Origin of the sequence: Ornithinicoccus hortensis, assembly GCF_006716185.1 — a bacterium.
Taxonomy (GTDB): Bacteria; Actinomycetota; Actinomycetes; order Actinomycetales; family Dermatophilaceae; genus Ornithinicoccus; species Ornithinicoccus hortensis.
In genome coordinates, this window is sequence record NZ_VFOP01000001.1 from 638,600 (window position 1) to 654,287 (window position 15,688).

The following is a 15,688-nucleotide window of genomic DNA, read 5'->3' on the forward strand; positions in this document are numbered from 1 at the left end:
TCTCTTTCGGGACGTCCCGCAGTCTGTCACCCGGCGGGAGCAGGGCGCCACCGGGCGCGTCAGGTCAGAGCCAGCCGTTCTGCTGGGCCGCCCTGGCCGCCTGGACCCGGGTGTCCGCGCCGGTCTTGCCGATGGCCGAGGACAGGTAGTTGCGCACCGTGCCCGGGGACAGGTGCAACCGCGTGGCGATGGTGGCCACGGTGCTGCCCTCGAGCGCCTCGCGCAGCACGTCGCGCTCCCGGTCGGTGAGCGGGTTCTGGCCCCCGACCAGCGACTCGGCGGCCAGCGCCGGGTCCACCACTCGGAGCCCGGCGTGCACCCTCCGCACGGCGTCCGCGAGCTCGGGCGCCGGGGTGTCCTTGACCACGAAGCCGCCCGCGCCCGCCTCCAGCGCGCGCCGGAGGTAGCCGGGTCGGCCGAAGGTGGTCACGATGAGGGAGCGGCAGTCCGGCAGCTCGGCGGCGAGGGCTGCGGCCACGGCGATGCCGTCCATCCCGGGCATCTCGATGTCGAGGAGGCAGACCTCGGCGCGGTGCTCCCGGGCGGCCGCCACCACCTCGTCGCCCCGGCCGACCTGGGCGACCACCTCCAGGTCGCCCTCCAGCCCGAGCAGGGCCGCCAGCGCCCCCCGGATCAGCGCCTGGTCGTCCGCCAACAGCACCCGGATCGTCATAGCTGCACCTCCAGCCTCGTGCCGCGCGGGTCTCCACCAGCCACGGTGAGCTGCCCGCCGGCTCCCTCGACACGTTCGCGCACCCCACGGATGCCGTTGCCCTCCCGGCGGGACCCCAGGCCCTTCCCGTCGTCCTCGACGACCAACCGGTCCTCCCCGAGGGTGACCGTGACCTGACCCGCACCGCTGTGCCGCACCACGTTCGTGATCGCCTCACGGAGCACCCACGCGACGACGATCCGGTGCCGTGGGTCCACCACTTCCGGGTCGCTCGGCAGGTTCGCGGTGATCCCGGCGTCGCCGAGGGCGGACCGGGCCGACTCGAGCTCGTCGGCGAGCCGGGCCACCCGCAGGCCGGCGATGGTGGCCCGGATCTCGGCCAGCGCCTCCCGGGTGAGGGACTGGATCTGGTCGAGCTCGGCCTTGGCGCGCTCCGGGTCGACGTCGACGAGGCGCCGGGCCAGCTCGGCCTTCACGGTGACCACGGTGAGGCTGTGCCCGAGGACGTCGTGCACGTCCCGGGCGACCCGGTCCCGCTCGGCCACCAGGGCCAGCTCGGACTCCACCTCCTGGTGCTCGGACTGGCGCTGCTCCAACACCCGGACCAGGCCGGTGGCCGTGGCCACCAACCCGATGATCGGCAGGAAGAACCAGTACTCCCCGAACTCCCGGAACCCGACCAGGAGCACCGCCGGGACGACGAGGCTCGCCACGGCGAGGGTGAGGGCCGTGCGCAGCGGGAGGCAGAACATGCCGAACGCGACGATGAAGGTGACCATCGCCAGGGCCTCGAGCCCGATGACCGCCGACGTGGCCAGGACGAGGCCGGTGAGGACCGCGAGGTACCGCCAGCCGAAGGCGGTGACCTGGCTCCACGTCTCGGCGTTGCTGATCCTGATGAAGCCGTAGACGTAGACCCCGGCGAAGGCGAGGATGAGACAGACCCCGAGGACACGCCATACCAGGTCGTGCGGGGCGGTGACGGAGGCCGCGATCGGAAAGCCCAGGAAGACCAGCCAGATCGCGCCCATCACCCAACCGAACTTCTCCCACGGGTCCTCGGGCGCCTGCGGGGTCGGTCGGTCGTCGTCGTTCGTCACTGACGGGTCCGGCTGCGACGCACCAGCAGCACGGCGACGACGCAGAAGATCACTGCCCACACCGCCACATTAGCGACCGGGATCCACAGCGGGTCCTGCGTCGTCACGCCCGTGGTGGTGTTGATCAGGTGGCCCTCGGTCAGCGGGTAGCGCGCCAGCGCCACGTAGCCGTAGAGCGGGGTGAACTTGGCGATGGTGAGCATCAACCCCGACAGCGGGAAGAAGATGTTGCCGAGGAAGGCCAGCACCACCAGGGATCCGCTCGCGGCGCCGACGGCCGCCTCGGAACGGAAGGCGAGCCCGAAGCACAGCCCGTAGACGGCGAAGACCGCGGCGCCCACCAACACCACCAGGCCGCTGAGCAGCCAGGCGCTGACGGTCCCCTCGGCCCCCGTCAGGTAGCCGAGCAGGTAGATCAGCCCGATCGGGATGGCGGCGATCACCAGGGCGACGAGCGCCTTGGTGGCGACGTACTGGCTGTCCTGCATCGGGGTCAGCCCGAGCTGACGGCCCCACCCCTGCATCCGCTCGACGGCGGCCATGCCGCCGACCCCGACGGTCGCGGTGACCGCGCCGTAGGCGGCCATCGAGATCATGATGTAGAGACCGACATTGCCGTTGCCGGCGCTCTGCTCGGAGTACTGCTGCACCGCACCGAAGATCACGTAGAAGAAGGCGGGCAGGATGGCGATGAAGAACATCGAGACGTAGTCGCGGGTGACCCGGCGCAACTCCAGGCCGGTGAAGACGGGGTTCATGCCGGGACCTCCTCGGTCTCCTCCGCCGACCTGCCGGTGATGGACAGGAAGGCCGTTTCCAGTGATCCGCTGCTGATTTCCACGTTGTGCCCGCCGAGCTCGGTGAGCAGCACCCGGGCGACCTGGTCGGAGTCGCCGGAGCGCACCGTCACCCGCCCCCGCTGGGTCGTCACCTCGTGCACATCCGGTATGCCGTGCAGCCGCTCCAGCGCCGCGTCCGCCGAGTCGTCGGGCAGGTCCGCGGAGACGGTGCGGCCGCTCGCGCGGGACCGGATCTCCTCGGTGCTGCCGTCGGCCACGATCGAACCGCCGGCGATCATCACGATCCGCTGGGCGAAGCTGTCGGCCTCCTCCAGGTAGTGCGTGGCGAAGACGATGGTGCGCCCGGCGTCGGCGTCGGCGTGCATGGTGTCCCAGAACTCCCGTCGGGCACTCACGTCCATGCCGGCGGTCGGCTCGTCGAGGATCAGCAGGTCCGGGTCCGGCAGCAGCGCCAGGGCGAACCGGAGGCGCTGTTGCTCACCGCCGGAGCACTTGGAGACGCGGCGCCGGGTGAGGTCCTTCAGCCCGGCCTTCTCGATCACCGCGTCCACCCCGGCGTGCTGCTCGAAGGTGGAGGCGATCATCTGCACGGTCTCCCGCACGGTCAGGTCGCGCAGCAGCCCCCCGGTCTGCAGGACGGCGGAGACCCGACCGGCGCCGACCGCGCGCCGCGGTGGCTGCCCGAAGGTGCGCACCGTGCCCGAGGTGGGGTCGGTGAGCCCCAGCACCATGTCGAGCGTGGTGGTCTTGCCGGCACCGTTGGGCCCCAGGAAGGCCACCACCTCGCCGGGCTCGATCCGTAGGTCCACCCCGTCGACGGCCCGGACCGTGCCGGAGCCCGGCACCTTGAAGGTCTTCACGAGGTCGGTGAGCTCCACCGCTGGTGAATTGGTTGTCGTCATGGACCCATCGTCACCCGAGGTCGCGAGCGGGCCACCCCCCGTCTGTCACCGGACCGTCATGACATCCGTCATCGGGGGGCGGAACCATCCGCACCCTCGCCCCGTCCTAGGCTTCGACCCGCGGGGGAGACACCTCTGCCCCGCACCGAGACATTCGAGGAGCCTGTGATGCGTCGCACCACGACGACCTTTGCCCTGGCCGCCACCGCGGCCCTGACCCTGTCCGCCTGCGGCGGTGGCGCCGAGCCGCTGACCCAGGAACAGACCGCCGACGTGCTGCTCACCGAGGAGGAGTTCGGCATTGACGGCTGGACCCGTGGTGAGGTGGAGGTCGTGGAGTCCGACGAGGGCGAGGACGGCGCCGACGACGGCGCGACCAACGAGTTCGAGCAGCTGGTGCAGGAGACCGACGGTGTCTCCCAGGAGTGCATCGATGCGCTCGGCGCGGTCGAGGGGGACTCCTTCGGCAAGACCACCGCCGGCTCCAAGGTCACCTTCAGCGGCAGCGGTGGGGACATGCTGCCGGAGGAGGCCGAGCTGGTCGTGGTGAGCATCGACGGCGACTCCCCGCTGGCGGCCTTCGACGCCATCAACGAGGAGTGCAGCGACATGGAGATCGAGCAGGACGGGATGACCATGAAGATGGGCTTCACCGCGCTCGACAGCATGGACGGCAGCAAGATCTCCATGGAGGTCATGGGGATGAAGGTCGAGATGATCATGGGTGGCGTGCAGGACGGTGACAACATCGTCGCGCTGATGGGCAGCGGCCTGGACGAGGGCCAGGTCAAGGAGATCGTCGACCGGCAGATGGAAAAGGTCGCCGACTTGTGACCTGCTGCCCCCTGGCGTGAGCGCGCCGGGGGGCATACAGTCGGAGCCGACCTGTTCTGCCGAGGAGATCTGATCGTGAAGCATGCTGGGGGAGACCGGAGTCGTGACCGGGAGCAGCACCTGACGCACCGTCGTCGGGTCATGGTGGGCGTCCTGGGGGCCGCGTTGGCCCTCAGCCTGTCCCAGGCTGTGCCCGGAGTCGCGGACGAGGAGACGGCCGAGCCGCCCGCCGTGGCGGCCCCGGCCGACCCCGCCGCGCCCGCCGACGGCGGCAGCGCGGACTCCGGCGACTCTGCCGGCGACTCCGGTGGGAGCGGCAACAGCTACGGGTACGGCGGCGGCGCCACCGGCCCGGACCCGCTCCCGTTGCTGCCGGACGACCCGGCCTACCCGGTGCCCGAGCCGCTGCAGCGGGAGGGTCTGCCGGACGAAGTCGACGTGGTCCCGCCGTGGCAGAACAACGAGGTCTGCGACCCGGTGGACCGCCCCGGGATGGTCGCCTTCGCCAACCTGGTGTCCGAGCACTACAACCGGCCGTACTACAGCACCTCCCGCACCTGTCTGGCGATGCGGTCCGAGCACTACGACGGCCGCGCGGTCGACTGGGCGCTGAACGCCCACGACCCGGCCGACCGCCGGATCGGCGACGCCGTGGTGACCTGGCTGACCGAGAACGACGGCGAGATGGCCAAGCGGTTCGGGATCCAGTCCATCATCTGGAACTCCCACGTGTGGCGGGCCTACGAGTCCGAGGTGGGCTGGCGCGGCTACGTCGGGCAGAGCGCGCACGCCGACCACATCCACTTCTCCTTCACCTGGGACGGTGCCGCCATGCGCACCTCCTGGTGGACCGGCATCCCCGTGGAGCAGGCCGACCTCGGGCCCTGTGTGGCCGGCGACGGCCGGTTCGTCGCCTCCCGGGCACCCCGGCTGGCCGGGTGCAACCTCGGCCCGGTCGCGCCGCAGGACGGCGAGGACGCCTCGGGCGAGACCGAGGAGCCGGTCGGAGCCCACGACCCCGCCGGTCCCACGGTCGGGACCACCCCGGACTACATGCAGACCGTCTTCACGCCCTACCTGGACACGGAGCTGGCCATCGGCGACACGGGCGAGGGCGTCGAGCTGTTGCAGAAGGCGCTGGGCACCGAGCCCGACGGGGTGTTCGGGCCGCAGACCGCCGAGGCGCTGCGGGAGTACGCCGCCGAGCGCCCCGGCCTGCGCGCGGCCGGTTCGGCCCAGGAGCAGACCACGGACACGCTGACCTGGTTGATGCTGGAGCAGGACATGTACCCGACGCTCCCGGTGCGCTCCACCGAGCTCACCCTCGGCGACGACGGGCCGGCGGTCATGCTGCTGCAGAACCAGTTCGACCTGGAGGCCGACGGCCAGTTCGGTCCGATGACCGAGCAGGCCGTCAAGGACGCCCAGCTGGAGGCCGGACTGGCTCCCACCGGGGTCGTGGACGGCGCCACCTGGCAGGCCGTCGACGCCGGCAAGGGCGGGGAGTGGACGCTCAGCTCGGACTACGTCGACGCCCTCGGCTGGACCTGGGTCGACGGCAGCATCGCGCTGCGCCAGTCGGACCTGCCGGTCGCGGACCAGTGAGGCCGGCGTGACGACCCCCGCGCGTCCCGCGGCCTTCGTGCGGCGCCCCAGCCCCCGGCTGTCCGAGGGGCTGGTCACCCACATCGAGCGCAGCGACGACGTCGATCCCGACCTCGCGCTGACCCAGTGGCAGGGCTACGTCGACGCGCTCCGCGCGGCCGGCTACACCACGGTGGAGGTCGACCCCGCGCCCGATTGCCCGGACTCGGTCTTCGTCGAGGACGCCATGGTGGTGGCCGGTGACCTCGCCGTGGTCACCGCCCCCGGCGCCCCCTCGCGGCAGCCGGAGACCGACGGTGCGCGGGCCGCGGCGGTGGCGGCCGGGCTCACCGTCGTCGACCTGACCGACGCCCCGGTCGAGGGCACGATCGCCCTGGACGGCGGGGACGTGCTCAAGGTGGGGGACACGGCATACGTCGGGGTCGGGGGACGCACCACGGAGGCGGGGGCGCAGGCGCTGGCCCACCACCTGGCCACCGTGGGACGCACCGTCGTGCCGGTGCAGATCCGCAAGACGCTGCACCTGAAGAGCCAGGTCACCGCGTTGCCGGACGGCACCGTGGTCGGCTACGAGCCGCTGGTGGACGACCCGGCCGCGTGGCCCTCGTTCCTGGCGGTGCCCGAGCCGGAGGGCGCCCACGTGGTGGTCCTCGGCGGGCAGACCGTGCTGATGTCCGACCAGGCGCCGCAGTCCGCCCAACTGTTCCGCGACCGCGGGTGGGAGGTGGTCGCCGTGCCGATCGGGGAGTTCGTCAAGCTCGAGGGCTGCGTGACCTGCCTGTCGGTGCGGCTGCACGACACCGACTGACCGGCCGTATCCCGCGCGCCGCGTCGGTCCTGGCAACTACAGTTCTGGTCATGGCCGGTCGTCCGCACATCGCCGCGGTGATGGAAAACGTCGTGAACACCCGGATCGAGGCCCTGCTGCGGCGCCGCGGATGGACCGAACGGCTCATCGGCTACACCAGCTACGGCACCGCCGAGCAGGTCCGGGTGCTGGCCAGGGTCGTGCTGTCCCGGCACGAGCACCCCGAGGACGCCATCGCCTCGGTGGCGGCCAGCAAGGCCGAGCAACTCTACGCCGAGAGGCTCACCCTGCGGGGGTGGCGGGCCTTCGTCACCGCTCCCGCCCTGTCCGCCCCGGTCACCATCGAGCTGGGCGGGGCCCGGGTCGAGGTGCTGACCGACCGCGGCGGCTACGTCGACACGGTGGTGACCGGCCACGGCCTGGCGCCCGGCTGGCACGAGGTCACCATGGCGGCCGGTCACGGGGCGGTGGTCACCGCGCCCGTGCTCGTGGTCGAGGCCGGGGTCGAGCGCGGCGTGGTCAGCGACATCGACGACACGGTGATGATCACCCACCTGCCGCGCATCCTGATCGCCGCGTGGAACACCTTCATGCGCTCCGAGCAGGCGCGCGAGGTGGTGCCGGGGATGGCGGCCCTGATGCGCTCGCTGCTGGCGGAGAAGCCCGGCTCCCCGGTCTTCTACCTGTCCACCGGCGCGTGGAACACCGCCCCGACGCTGGCCCGCTTCCTCAAGCGCCACGACTTCCCTGCCGGGCCGCTGCTGCTCACCGACTGGGGGCCCACCAACACCGGCTGGTTCCGCAGCGGGCAGCAGCACAAGACGGACCAGTTGCACCGGCTGCTGCGTGACTTCCCCGGGACCCGCTGGATCCTGATCGGGGACGACGGGCAACACGACCCGGCCATCTACGGCACCTTCGCCGAGCAGCACCCCGAGGCCGTCGAGGTCGTCGCGATCCGACAGCTCACCCCGACCCAGCAGGTGCTCTCGCACGGCCTGCCGATCGCGACCGACGAACTGCTCGGGCAGCGGCACAACGTGCCGATGCTGCGCGCCCCCGACGGCTACCAGTTGCACCGGCTGATCCACCGCGCCCGCCAGATGGTGGACCGTGCCTGAGCTGCCCGAGGTCCAGGCGCTCGTCGACTTCCTGGGCGAACGACTCACCGGCCGCGTCGTCACCGACGTCGAACTCGGCTCGATCGCCGTGCTCAAGACCTTCGACCCGCCGCCGGACGCGCTGGTCGGCCGCCCGGTCGACGGGGCCGCCCGGCACGGCAAGTTCATCGACCTCGACGTCGACGGCACCCACCTGGTCTTCCATCTGGCCCGGGCCGGCTGGCTGCGCTGGTCCGAGGCGATCCCGCAGACCCGGGTGCGGCCCGGGAAGTCGCCGATCGCGCTGCGGGTCCGGTTGGACGACGGGTCCGGCTTCGACCTGACCGAGGCCGGCACCCGCAAGGGCCTGGCCGCCTACGTGGTCAACGATCCCGCGGCCGTCCCCGGCATCGCCACGCTTGGGCCCGACCCGTTGGCCGCCGACTTCGACCGGGACGCCTTCGGGGCGATCCTGGACGGGCGGCGCACCCAGATCAAGGGGCTGCTGCGCGACCAGCAGGTCCTCGCCGGCATCGGCAACGCCTACTCCGACGAGATCCTGCACGCGGCCCGGCTCTCGCCATACACCCTCGCCGCAGCCCTCACCGGAGAACAGGTGGACACCCTGTATGCCGCACTCCGGACGGTGCTCACCGATGCCGTCGCGGTCGCCGCGGGCAAACCGGCCGCCGAGCTCAAGGACGCCAAACGGGCCGGCATGGCGGTGCACGGCCGGGCCGGCCAGGAGTGCCCGGTGTGCGGTGACACGGTCCGCGAGGTCAGCTTCGCCGACACCGCCTTGCAGTACTGCCCCACCTGCCAGACCGGGGGCAAGGTCCTCGCCGACCGCCGGATGTCGCGGCTGCTGCGCTGAGCGGGCATGACACCATGACGGGATGAGTGAGGTTCCCACGATCTCGGTCCAGGACATCCCCGACGACGCCGTCGTGCTCGACGTCCGCGAGGACGACGAGTGGCAGGCGGGGCACGCCCCCGGCGCCGTCCACATCCCGATGGGTGACGTCCCGTCACGGCTCGGTGAGCTGCCGGAGGAGGAGCCGCTCCCGGTCATCTGCCGCAGCGGCGGACGCTCCCTGCGCACCGTGCAGTGGCTCGTGCAGCAGGGATTCGACGTGGTCAACGTCGAGGGCGGCATGCGCGCCTGGGGCGGGGCGGAGAAGAAGATGGTCGCCGACTCCGGCGGGGAGCCGACCGTCATCTGAGCCCTCCGGGGCGGTTAGGCTTCCGGGCGTGACCTCCCCGCTCGCCGCCCTGGCCCCCCTCGTCTCGTCCGCCATCGAGCGGGCGCTCGGTCCGGAGTTCGCCGGGGCGGACCCGGTGCTGCGACCCAGCCAGTTCGCCGACGTCCAGTGCAACGCGCCGCTGGCCCTGGCCAAGAAGGTCGGCGCCCCCCCGCGGGACGTGGCGGCCCGGATCGTCGAGGCGCTGGACCTGGCCGAGCAGTGCAGCGGGATCGAGATCAGCGGACCGGGGTTCATCAACCTGACCTTCGCCGACGGCTGGTTGGAGGGCCTGGTCGCAGCGGTGGCCGCGGACGATCGCCTCGGGGTGCCGACCGAGCAGCGGCAGGTCATCCCGATCGACTACTCCGCGCCGAACGTGGCCAAGGAGATGCACGTCGGGCACCTGCGCACCACCGTCGTCGGGGACGCGCTGGCCCGGACGCTGGAGCACCTCGGGCACGAGGTGGTCCGGCAGAACCACATCGGTGACTGGGGCACGCCCTTCGGGATGCTGCTGGAGCACCTGACCGACGTCGGGCCGGACTCCGCCGAGGCGGGACTGCTGGAGACGGACCCGAATGCCTTCTACCAGGCGGCCCGCGAGCGGTTCGACGGCGACGAGGAGTTCGCCACCCGGTCCCGCGCCCGGGTGGTGCAGTTGCAGGCGGGCGAGCCGGAGACGCTGCGCCTGTGGGAGTCGCTGGTGGAGCTGTCCCGCCACTACTTCAACCGAATCTACGCCCTGCTCGACGTCACGCTGGCCGACGAGCACCTGGCGGGCGAGTCGACATACAACGACCAGCTCGAGGGGATCTGCGCCGAGCTGGAGGAGAAGGGGCTGGCGACCGTCGACAACGGGGCGCTGTGCGTCTTCCTCGACGGCTACACCGGTCGGGAGGGCAAGCCGGTCCCGCTGATCATCCGCAAGTCCGACGGCGGCTACGGCTACGCCACCACCGACCTGGCCACCGTCAAGCACCGGGTGCAGACCCTGGGGGCGGACCGGATCCTTTATGTGATCGGTGCCCCGCAGTCGCTGCACCTGCAGATGTGCTGGCAGACCGCGCGGCTGGCCGGGTGGCTCCCGGAGGACGTCGAGGTCGTGCACGTGCAGATCGGCAACGTGCTCGGCCCCGACCGCAAGATCCTGCGCACCCGCTCCGGCACCCCGCTGCGGCTGATGGCGCTACTGGAGGAGGCGGTCGCCACCGCCCGCCGGGTGATCGACGCGTCCCGGCCCGACCTGGACGAGGACGTCCGCGCCACGATCGCCCCGCAGGTCGGGATCGGCGCGGTGAAGTATGCCGACCTGTCCGTCGCGCACGACTCCGAGTACGTCTTCGACCTGGACCGGATGACTGCGCTCACCGGCAATACCGGTCCCTACCTGCAGTATGCCGCCGCCCGGATCCGCTCGATCCTGCGCCGGGGCGCGGTGGACGGGGCCTCCGGAGCGGCGATCCGGTTGGCGGAGCCGGCCGAACGGGCCCTGGGCCTGCGGTTGCTCGAGTTCGGCGAGGTGGTCGAGTCGGTCGGCCGCGAGCTCGAGCCGCACCGACTGTGCGGCTTCCTCTTTGAGGTGGCCCAGGACTTCTCGGGGTTCTACGAGCAGTGCCCGGTGCTCCAGGCCCCGGACGCCGCGACGCGGGCCTCCCGGCTGGCGCTGGCCGGTCTCACCCTGGACGTGCTGGTGCAGGGGCTGGACCTGCTCGGGATCGAGGCGCCCGAACGGATGTGACCGAGCGGGCACGAGCTCGTCACGAACCCGGTCACGAGCCCTTCACACGCTCGAAGGGCCCTGGTCGAGCCGGTTCGCCAGGCGGCGCGTCGCGGCCACCAGCGCGTCGAACAGCTCCAGGTCCTCCGGTCGCCGCCGGGCGACCGCCTCCCTGTGCCGGGCGACGGTGGCATCGTCCCCGCGGGCGACCGGTCCGGTGAGCGCCTCCGCCCCGCCGTCGCGGGACCAGTTGTCCACCGCGGCCTGCACGATCGGGCGCAGCCGCTCCCGTTCCACCCCCGCGGAGCCGGCCAGCGCCTCCGCCAGGTCCAGGACCGTGGTCAGGAAGTTGGAGGCGACGGCCGCGGAGGCGTGGTAGGCGGCGCGGTCCTCCTCCTGCACCTGCACGGGGCGCATCCCGACCGAGGTCGCGAGCGCGGTGGCAGCCTCCAGCGCGCGCGGAGTGCTGCCGTCCACCGCGGCCGTCGCGCCGGTGAACCGGGCCCCGGATCGCGGCGCGGTCATCAGCGGGTGCAGCGAGAACCCCTCGTGCCCGGCGAGCGGCGCCAGCGTGGTGGCGCCCGAGCAGTGCCCCACGAGCAGTCCCGGCCTGGGGGGCACCACAGCGGCCGCCTCGGCGATCGCCCGGTCCGGGACGCTCAGCAGCACGACCTCGGACCCGGCCCCGTCGGCCCCCCGACCCAGCGGACCGGTGACCTCCAACCCGGCCTCCCGGAAGGCGCCCGCGAGCGCGGTGCCCATCCGCCCGGCACCGATGATGGCTATGCGTCCCAGGGCGGCGGCGGAGTCCATGCGCCCAGGATGGCAGGCGCGGCTCGCGCTTCGTCCGGCGGCGCCGTGGCTGGGGTCCGAGGGTCGGCGTGTCGTGGCGTCAGGGTCGACGGCGTCGTGGCGGGGGCGCGGGCGGGACCGGCTTGGCCGCGACCACGCCCGCCAGCGCGATCCGCACCGGCCCGGCCCGCCGCGTGTCGACCACCAGGTGCTCCTCGTCCCGCCCCGTCAGCTCCCCGAGGGCGTCCGTGGCCCGCTCCCCGCCCTCGATCAGGTAGCGCACCACGACACGGGTCCCCACGGGCACGTCGGTCAGCCACTCTCTCGCCATATCGATGATTCTGGCACATTCGCTAGAAACCGTTAGATCTCCCGATCGGGAGCATTTCCGCGTAGCGTGCTGCCATGCCCGTCGACCTGGCCGTCTCACGACGCACCGTGCTGCGCGGCGGCCTCCTCACGCTCGCCGGCGCGGCCGGGGTGTCCTCGTTGTCCGGTTGCGGGACACCCGAGTCGGGCCTTCCGGTGCAGGAGGGGCGGTTGGACACGGACCACTGGCCGGGGCAGACGCCGCGGTGGCGGCTGGCGGTCCCCGAGCAGGCGACCGCCACCGTGATCGCGCTGCACGGCTACGGCGGCGACTCCGACTTCTTCTTCGACCCGCCACTGGCGGCCCAGGTCGCCGAGCAGCACGGGATCGCCGTGGCGGCGGTCGACGGGGGAGACACCTACTGGCACGCGCGGGCCGATGGGACCGACACCGGCGCCATGGTGCTGGAGGACCTGCTGCCGGCCCTCGAGGAGGCCGGTGCCCCCGTCGACCGGGTCGGCCTGACCGGCTTCTCGATGGGCGGGTACGGCGCCCTGCTGCTGGCCACGCAGCTGCCGCCGGCACGGGTGCTGGGCGTTGCGGCGGTCAGTGCCGCGATCTTCTTTTCGATCGGCGAGTCGACCGGATCCTTCGACGACGAGGCCGACTTCGCCGAGCACGACCTGTTCCGCCGCGTCGACGCGCTCCGGCAGGTCCCGGTCTGGCTGGCCTGCGGCGCCTCTGACAGCTTCGCCGAGACCAACCAGGCGCTCGCGGACGAGCTGCCCGACGCGGTCGCGGTGCTGGATGCGGGCGAGCACGACCGGGTCTACTTCGAGGGGCACTGGCCGGAGGGGATGGCCTTCCTCGGGGAGCTGGCGCAGGGCTGATCCGACACGCCGATCACAGATTATCCGGATCTATCAGGGAAACCCTAGATAACCGCATACAGTCCCATCGTGGACCCGATCAGGAACCCCTACGCCCCCGGTGCCGGACAGCGGCCGCCCGAGCTCGCCGGCCGTGACGAGGAGCTCGAGCGCTTCCGTGTCGTGCTGGAACGGATCGCCCGCGGCCGGCCGGAGCGCTCCATGGTGCTCACCGGCCTGCGAGGTGTCGGCAAGACCGTGCTGCTCAACGCGCTGCGTTCCACGGCGGTGCGCGCCCGCTGGGGGACCGGCAAGCTCGAGGCCCGCCCGGACCAGGCGCTGCGCCGGCCGATCGCCGCGGCCCTACACATGGCGGTGCGCGAGCTGAGCCACCCGCGCGGTGAGGAGCTCGACCACGTCCTGGGTGTGATCAAGGCGTTCGCGCAGCGCGAGCAGCCGGGTGCCAAGCTGCGGGACCGGTGGAACCCTGGCATCGACGCGCCGGCGATCGCCGGTCGCGCCGACTCCGGCGACATCGAGATCGACCTGGTCGAGTTGCTCACCGACGTCGGGGGGCTGGCGGCGGACGTCGGCAAGGGCGTGGCGATCTTCATCGACGAGATGCAGGACATCGGGCCCGAGGACATCTCGGCCATCTGCGCGGCCTGTCACGAGCTCAGCCAGTCGGCGCTGCCGGTCATCGTCGTCGGCGCCGGGCTGCCCCACCTGCCGGCCGTGCTCTCGGCGAGCAAGTCCTACTCCGAGCGGCTGTTCCGCTACAACCGGATCGACCGGTTGGACCGTTCCGCGGCCGAGGCGGCCCTCCAGGTGCCCGCCCAGGACGAGGACGCCCAGTTCGACGGGCCCGCGCTGGAGGCGATGTATGTCGCGACCGGCGGCTACCCGTACTTCATCCAGGCCTACGGCAAGGCGGTCTGGGACCTGGCGCCGCGCAGCCCGATCACCGCGGAGGACGTCGCCGTCGCCGCCCCCGAGGCCGAGGCCGAGCTGGCCGTCGGCTTCTTCGGCAGTCGCTACGAGCGGGCGACCCCGGGGGAGCGGGAGTACCTCCAGGCGATGGCCGACCTCGGGGCCCAGGCGTCCGAGGCGGGGCTGGAGGAGACCGAGTCGGTCGCCACTGCCGACGTCGCCACCCACCTGGGCCGCAAGCCGCAGTCGCTGTCACCGGCCCGGGACGCGTTGCTCAAGAAGGGCCTGATCTACTCCGGCGAGCGCGGCCGGATCGCGTTCACCGTGCCGCACTTCGGGAGGTATCTGCGCAGCACGGCGTGATAGCCGTCGCTGTCAACGCCGAGCGATTTTGAGACTCCAGCTGAGGACTTTGAGACGAGACCGACCGCTCACACCCCTATCTATCGGTTGATCACGGTCGCCCCGACCTCCACGGCGAGGTCGCGACCCGCGTCGCCGAGGTAGGCCGCGGCCTTGCGCTCCTCGTCCGGCTCCGACTCGGCGGTCTCACCAGCGTCCCAAGAGAGCGACCAGCGGCAGATGAGTGGTCGCTGGTGGCGGGGATGGCGCACGTCGCGCGGGACGAGCAGCGGCATGCCTTCAGTGGTCTCGGTGGCCTTGCGTCGCGCAGCTTGTGTCAACTACAGTTAACATGTGGTGGAGGTCATCCGGTCAGCGACATTCGACCGATGGCTGACCAAGCTGAGGGACCAGCGTGCGGCCGCGCGAGTGCTGATCCGGATCAACCGCCTCGCGGCAGGCAACCCTGGCGACGTCAAGCCCGTCGGACAGGGCGTCTCCGAGCTGAGGATCAACTACGGCCCGGGGCTATCGCATCTACTACCTGCACCACCGCGACCAGGTCGTCCTGCTGCTGACCGGCGGCGAGAAGTCCACCCAGGATGCGGACATCCGCAAGGCCCACCTGATCGCCGCCGAATGGAGAAAGAGCCGATCATGACCAACGAGACGTTTGCCCCGTTCGACAGTGCGGACTACCTCAACACGTTCGACGACGTGGCCGCCTACCTAGAAGCAGTCCTCGAGAACGCCGAGGACGACCCCAAGGTCATCGCGGCAGCGCTCGGTGCCATCGCTCGCTCCCGCAACTTGAGCGAGATCGCACGACAGGCCGGGATGAGCCGGGAAGGTCTGTACAAGGCACTCTCCGCAGACGGCAATCCCACGCTTGCAACAGTCGTGAAAGTCGCACACGCACTCGGTCTTCGGCTGCACTTCGAAGCCATCGCGTAAGGGCCGCGCAGTCTCCAGCAGCGACGTCCCCCATGGCGGCCATTGCGCGAGCGTCACTCGCTGCGCTATGACGCCCATCGCATCGACGACCAGCGGTAGGGGAGGATGGTCCATCCTCAGGAACACCAGACCGCAGACCACACCGATCAGGGCGTGTGATCTCAGCGCCCAGGTCGCGCTGTACCGCAGGAGCACCACGGCCAGCGCCAGGACGATGAGGCCCTCACCCACCCCAGCCGCACCCAGCCAAGGGCCGCGGTGCCGGCTATGACGAGAGTGGTAAGCCCGGTCAGGCGCCCGTCACCGCTCGGAACCCGGCGCCGCCCTGTGGGGCGGGCACTGAGCCGGTGCTGGGCACAGGCCTGGTGACGTCGGTCTGGTCAGGCCTACGAAGATCCTGGGTGGGCACATACAGCAGTTGGCCGGTCAGGACCGGATCCCGGTCAACCAGGGGCTGGGCGATGGACTGTCGCTCGTCGACCCGACGGCCTCACCGGAGCGGTAGAAGTCGGACAGCGCGTGGATGCACAGGCGGGTCTCTGTGATCAGGGTCTCGTGCATCTGGGTGAGCCGAGGGCAGCCCGCCAGGGACACCAGCAGCTCGTGAAACGAGACGTCGCCGGCAGGGTCGGACGCCACGTAAGGACCGACCGCTTCATACCCAGCCGGTCGGCGATTACCCCATACCGCAACAGCTCTGCAGAAGTC

Annotated in this window: 18 protein-coding genes; 10 read left to right on the top strand and 8 right to left on the bottom strand. The window is 71.6% G+C overall.

What is annotated here, in order from left to right:
- Positions 1–64: 64 nt before the first annotated feature.
- From FB467_RS02890 to FB467_RS02905, 4 genes are read right to left on the bottom strand one after another with little or no spacing between them, the layout of a single operon-like run.
- The gene (locus FB467_RS02890; protein WP_141783761.1) at positions 65–673 is read right to left on the bottom strand and encodes a response regulator transcription factor; all 609 of its coding nucleotides are present in this window, start codon (positions 671–673) and stop codon (positions 65–67) included.
- Complete coding sequence (locus FB467_RS02895; protein ID WP_141783762.1) at positions 670–1,773, bottom strand: sensor histidine kinase; 1,104 nt, start codon at positions 1,771–1,773, stop codon at positions 670–672. The genes FB467_RS02890 and FB467_RS02895 overlap by 4 nt, the downstream gene beginning before the upstream one ends.
- Positions 1,770–2,531: an ABC transporter permease gene (locus FB467_RS02900; RefSeq protein WP_141783763.1), complete on the bottom strand. Its 762-nt coding sequence runs from the start codon at positions 2,529–2,531 to the stop codon at positions 1,770–1,772. Before FB467_RS02900 ends, FB467_RS02895 begins: the two co-directional genes overlap by 4 nt.
- Positions 2,528–3,475, bottom strand: a complete 948-nt coding sequence (locus tag FB467_RS02905) for an ABC transporter ATP-binding protein (RefSeq protein ID WP_141783764.1) — start codon at positions 3,473–3,475, stop codon at positions 2,528–2,530. Before FB467_RS02905 ends, FB467_RS02900 begins: the two co-directional genes overlap by 4 nt.
- A gap of 168 nt (positions 3,476–3,643) precedes the next feature.
- Here FB467_RS02905 and FB467_RS02910 point away from each other — a divergent pair, with 168 nt between their 5' ends.
- The 7 genes from FB467_RS02910 to argS all read left to right on the top strand — a co-directional run bounded on the left by FB467_RS02910 (position 3,644) and on the right by argS (position 10,804).
- Entirely contained in the window at positions 3,644–4,309 is a 666-nt protein-coding gene (locus FB467_RS02910; protein ID WP_141783765.1) for a hypothetical protein, read from the top strand.
- Positions 4,310–4,450: 141 nt separating this feature from the next.
- Complete coding sequence (locus tag FB467_RS02915) at positions 4,451–5,914, top strand: peptidoglycan-binding domain-containing protein (protein WP_141783766.1); 1,464 nt, start codon at positions 4,451–4,453, stop codon at positions 5,912–5,914.
- Between the two features lie 7 nt (positions 5,915–5,921).
- Positions 5,922–6,722 (top strand): dimethylargininase, encoded by an 801-nt coding sequence (ddaH, locus tag FB467_RS02920; protein WP_141783767.1) that lies wholly within the window; start codon positions 5,922–5,924, stop codon positions 6,720–6,722.
- A gap of 50 nt (positions 6,723–6,772) precedes the next feature.
- Positions 6,773–7,843: an App1 family protein phosphatidate phosphatase gene (locus FB467_RS02925; protein WP_141783768.1), complete on the top strand. Its 1,071-nt coding sequence runs from the start codon at positions 6,773–6,775 to the stop codon at positions 7,841–7,843.
- Positions 7,836–8,696 (top strand): Fpg/Nei family DNA glycosylase, encoded by an 861-nt coding sequence (locus tag FB467_RS02930; RefSeq protein WP_141783769.1) that lies wholly within the window; start codon positions 7,836–7,838, stop codon positions 8,694–8,696. The genes FB467_RS02925 and FB467_RS02930 overlap by 8 nt, the downstream gene beginning before the upstream one ends.
- 22 nt (positions 8,697–8,718) lie before the next feature.
- Positions 8,719–9,045 (top strand): rhodanese-like domain-containing protein, encoded by a 327-nt coding sequence (locus tag FB467_RS02935; RefSeq protein WP_141783770.1) that lies wholly within the window; start codon positions 8,719–8,721, stop codon positions 9,043–9,045.
- A gap of 28 nt (positions 9,046–9,073) precedes the next feature.
- Positions 9,074–10,804 carry an arginine--tRNA ligase gene (gene argS, locus FB467_RS02940; RefSeq protein ID WP_141783771.1) on the top strand — a complete coding sequence of 577 codons (1,731 nt, stop codon included), beginning with the start codon at positions 9,074–9,076 and terminating at the stop codon, positions 10,802–10,804.
- Positions 10,805–10,846: 42 nt separating this feature from the next.
- Here argS and FB467_RS02945 read toward each other — a convergent pair whose 3' ends face one another.
- Complete coding sequence (locus tag FB467_RS02945; RefSeq protein ID WP_141783772.1) at positions 10,847–11,596, bottom strand: Rossmann-like and DUF2520 domain-containing protein; 750 nt, start codon at positions 11,594–11,596, stop codon at positions 10,847–10,849.
- Positions 11,597–11,675: 79 nt separating this feature from the next.
- Positions 11,676–11,906, bottom strand: coding sequence for a putative acetyltransferase (locus tag FB467_RS02950; protein WP_141783773.1), 231 nt, complete (start codon positions 11,904–11,906; stop codon positions 11,676–11,678).
- Positions 11,907–11,980: 74 nt separating this feature from the next.
- Here FB467_RS02950 and FB467_RS02955 point away from each other — a divergent pair, with 74 nt between their 5' ends.
- Entirely contained in the window at positions 11,981–12,775 is a 795-nt protein-coding gene (locus FB467_RS02955; protein WP_141783774.1) for an alpha/beta hydrolase, read from the top strand.
- A gap of 69 nt (positions 12,776–12,844) precedes the next feature.
- On the top strand, positions 12,845–14,047 hold the full coding sequence (locus FB467_RS02960) for an ATP-binding protein (RefSeq protein ID WP_141783775.1): 1,203 nt from the start codon (positions 12,845–12,847) through the stop codon (positions 14,045–14,047).
- 80 nt (positions 14,048–14,127) lie between these two features.
- On the opposite strand, the gene FB467_RS02965 is transcribed toward FB467_RS02960, so the two are convergent.
- On the bottom strand, positions 14,128–14,322 hold the full coding sequence (locus FB467_RS02965; protein WP_141783776.1) for a hypothetical protein: 195 nt from the start codon (positions 14,320–14,322) through the stop codon (positions 14,128–14,130).
- Positions 14,323–14,380: 58 nt separating this feature from the next.
- On the opposite strand from FB467_RS02965, the gene FB467_RS18885 reads away from it, so the two are divergent.
- The gene (locus FB467_RS18885; protein ID WP_228393399.1) at positions 14,381–14,980 is read left to right on the top strand and encodes an addiction module antidote protein; all 600 of its coding nucleotides are present in this window, start codon (positions 14,381–14,383) and stop codon (positions 14,978–14,980) included.
- A 426-nt stretch (positions 14,981–15,406) separates the two neighbouring features.
- On the opposite strand, the gene FB467_RS02980 is transcribed toward FB467_RS18885, so the two are convergent.
- Entirely contained in the window at positions 15,407–15,619 is a 213-nt protein-coding gene (locus FB467_RS02980) for a hypothetical protein (protein WP_141783777.1), read from the bottom strand.
- Positions 15,620–15,688: the final 69 nt, after the last annotated feature.

What these genes read in the sequence shown, in the direction of transcription:
- FB467_RS02910 (WP_141783765.1), top strand. Translation starts at nt 3,644, where the DNA reads ATGCGTCGCACCACGACGACCTTTGCCCTGGCCGCCACCGCGGCCCTG.
- FB467_RS02945 (WP_141783772.1), bottom strand. Translation starts at nt 11,596, where the DNA reads ATGGACTCCGCCGCCGCCCTGGGACGCATAGCCATCATCGGTGCCGGG.
- FB467_RS02905 (WP_141783764.1), bottom strand. Translation starts at nt 3,475, where the DNA reads ATGACGACAACCAATTCACCAGCGGTGGAGCTCACCGACCTCGTGAAG.
- FB467_RS02900 (WP_141783763.1), bottom strand. Translation starts at nt 2,531, where the DNA reads ATGAACCCCGTCTTCACCGGCCTGGAGTTGCGCCGGGTCACCCGCGAC.
- FB467_RS02965 (WP_141783776.1), bottom strand. Translation starts at nt 14,322, where the DNA reads ATGCCGCTGCTCGTCCCGCGCGACGTGCGCCATCCCCGCCACCAGCGA.
- FB467_RS02950 (WP_141783773.1), bottom strand. Translation starts at nt 11,906, where the DNA reads ATGGCGAGAGAGTGGCTGACCGACGTGCCCGTGGGGACCCGTGTCGTG.
- FB467_RS02955 (WP_141783774.1), top strand. Translation starts at nt 11,981, where the DNA reads ATGCCCGTCGACCTGGCCGTCTCACGACGCACCGTGCTGCGCGGCGGC.
- FB467_RS02915 (WP_141783766.1), top strand. Translation starts at nt 4,451, where the DNA reads ATGGTGGGCGTCCTGGGGGCCGCGTTGGCCCTCAGCCTGTCCCAGGCT.
- FB467_RS02890 (WP_141783761.1), bottom strand. Translation starts at nt 673, where the DNA reads ATGACGATCCGGGTGCTGTTGGCGGACGACCAGGCGCTGATCCGGGGG.
- FB467_RS02925 (WP_141783768.1), top strand. Translation starts at nt 6,773, where the DNA reads ATGGCCGGTCGTCCGCACATCGCCGCGGTGATGGAAAACGTCGTGAAC.
- FB467_RS02935 (WP_141783770.1), top strand. Translation starts at nt 8,719, where the DNA reads ATGAGTGAGGTTCCCACGATCTCGGTCCAGGACATCCCCGACGACGCC.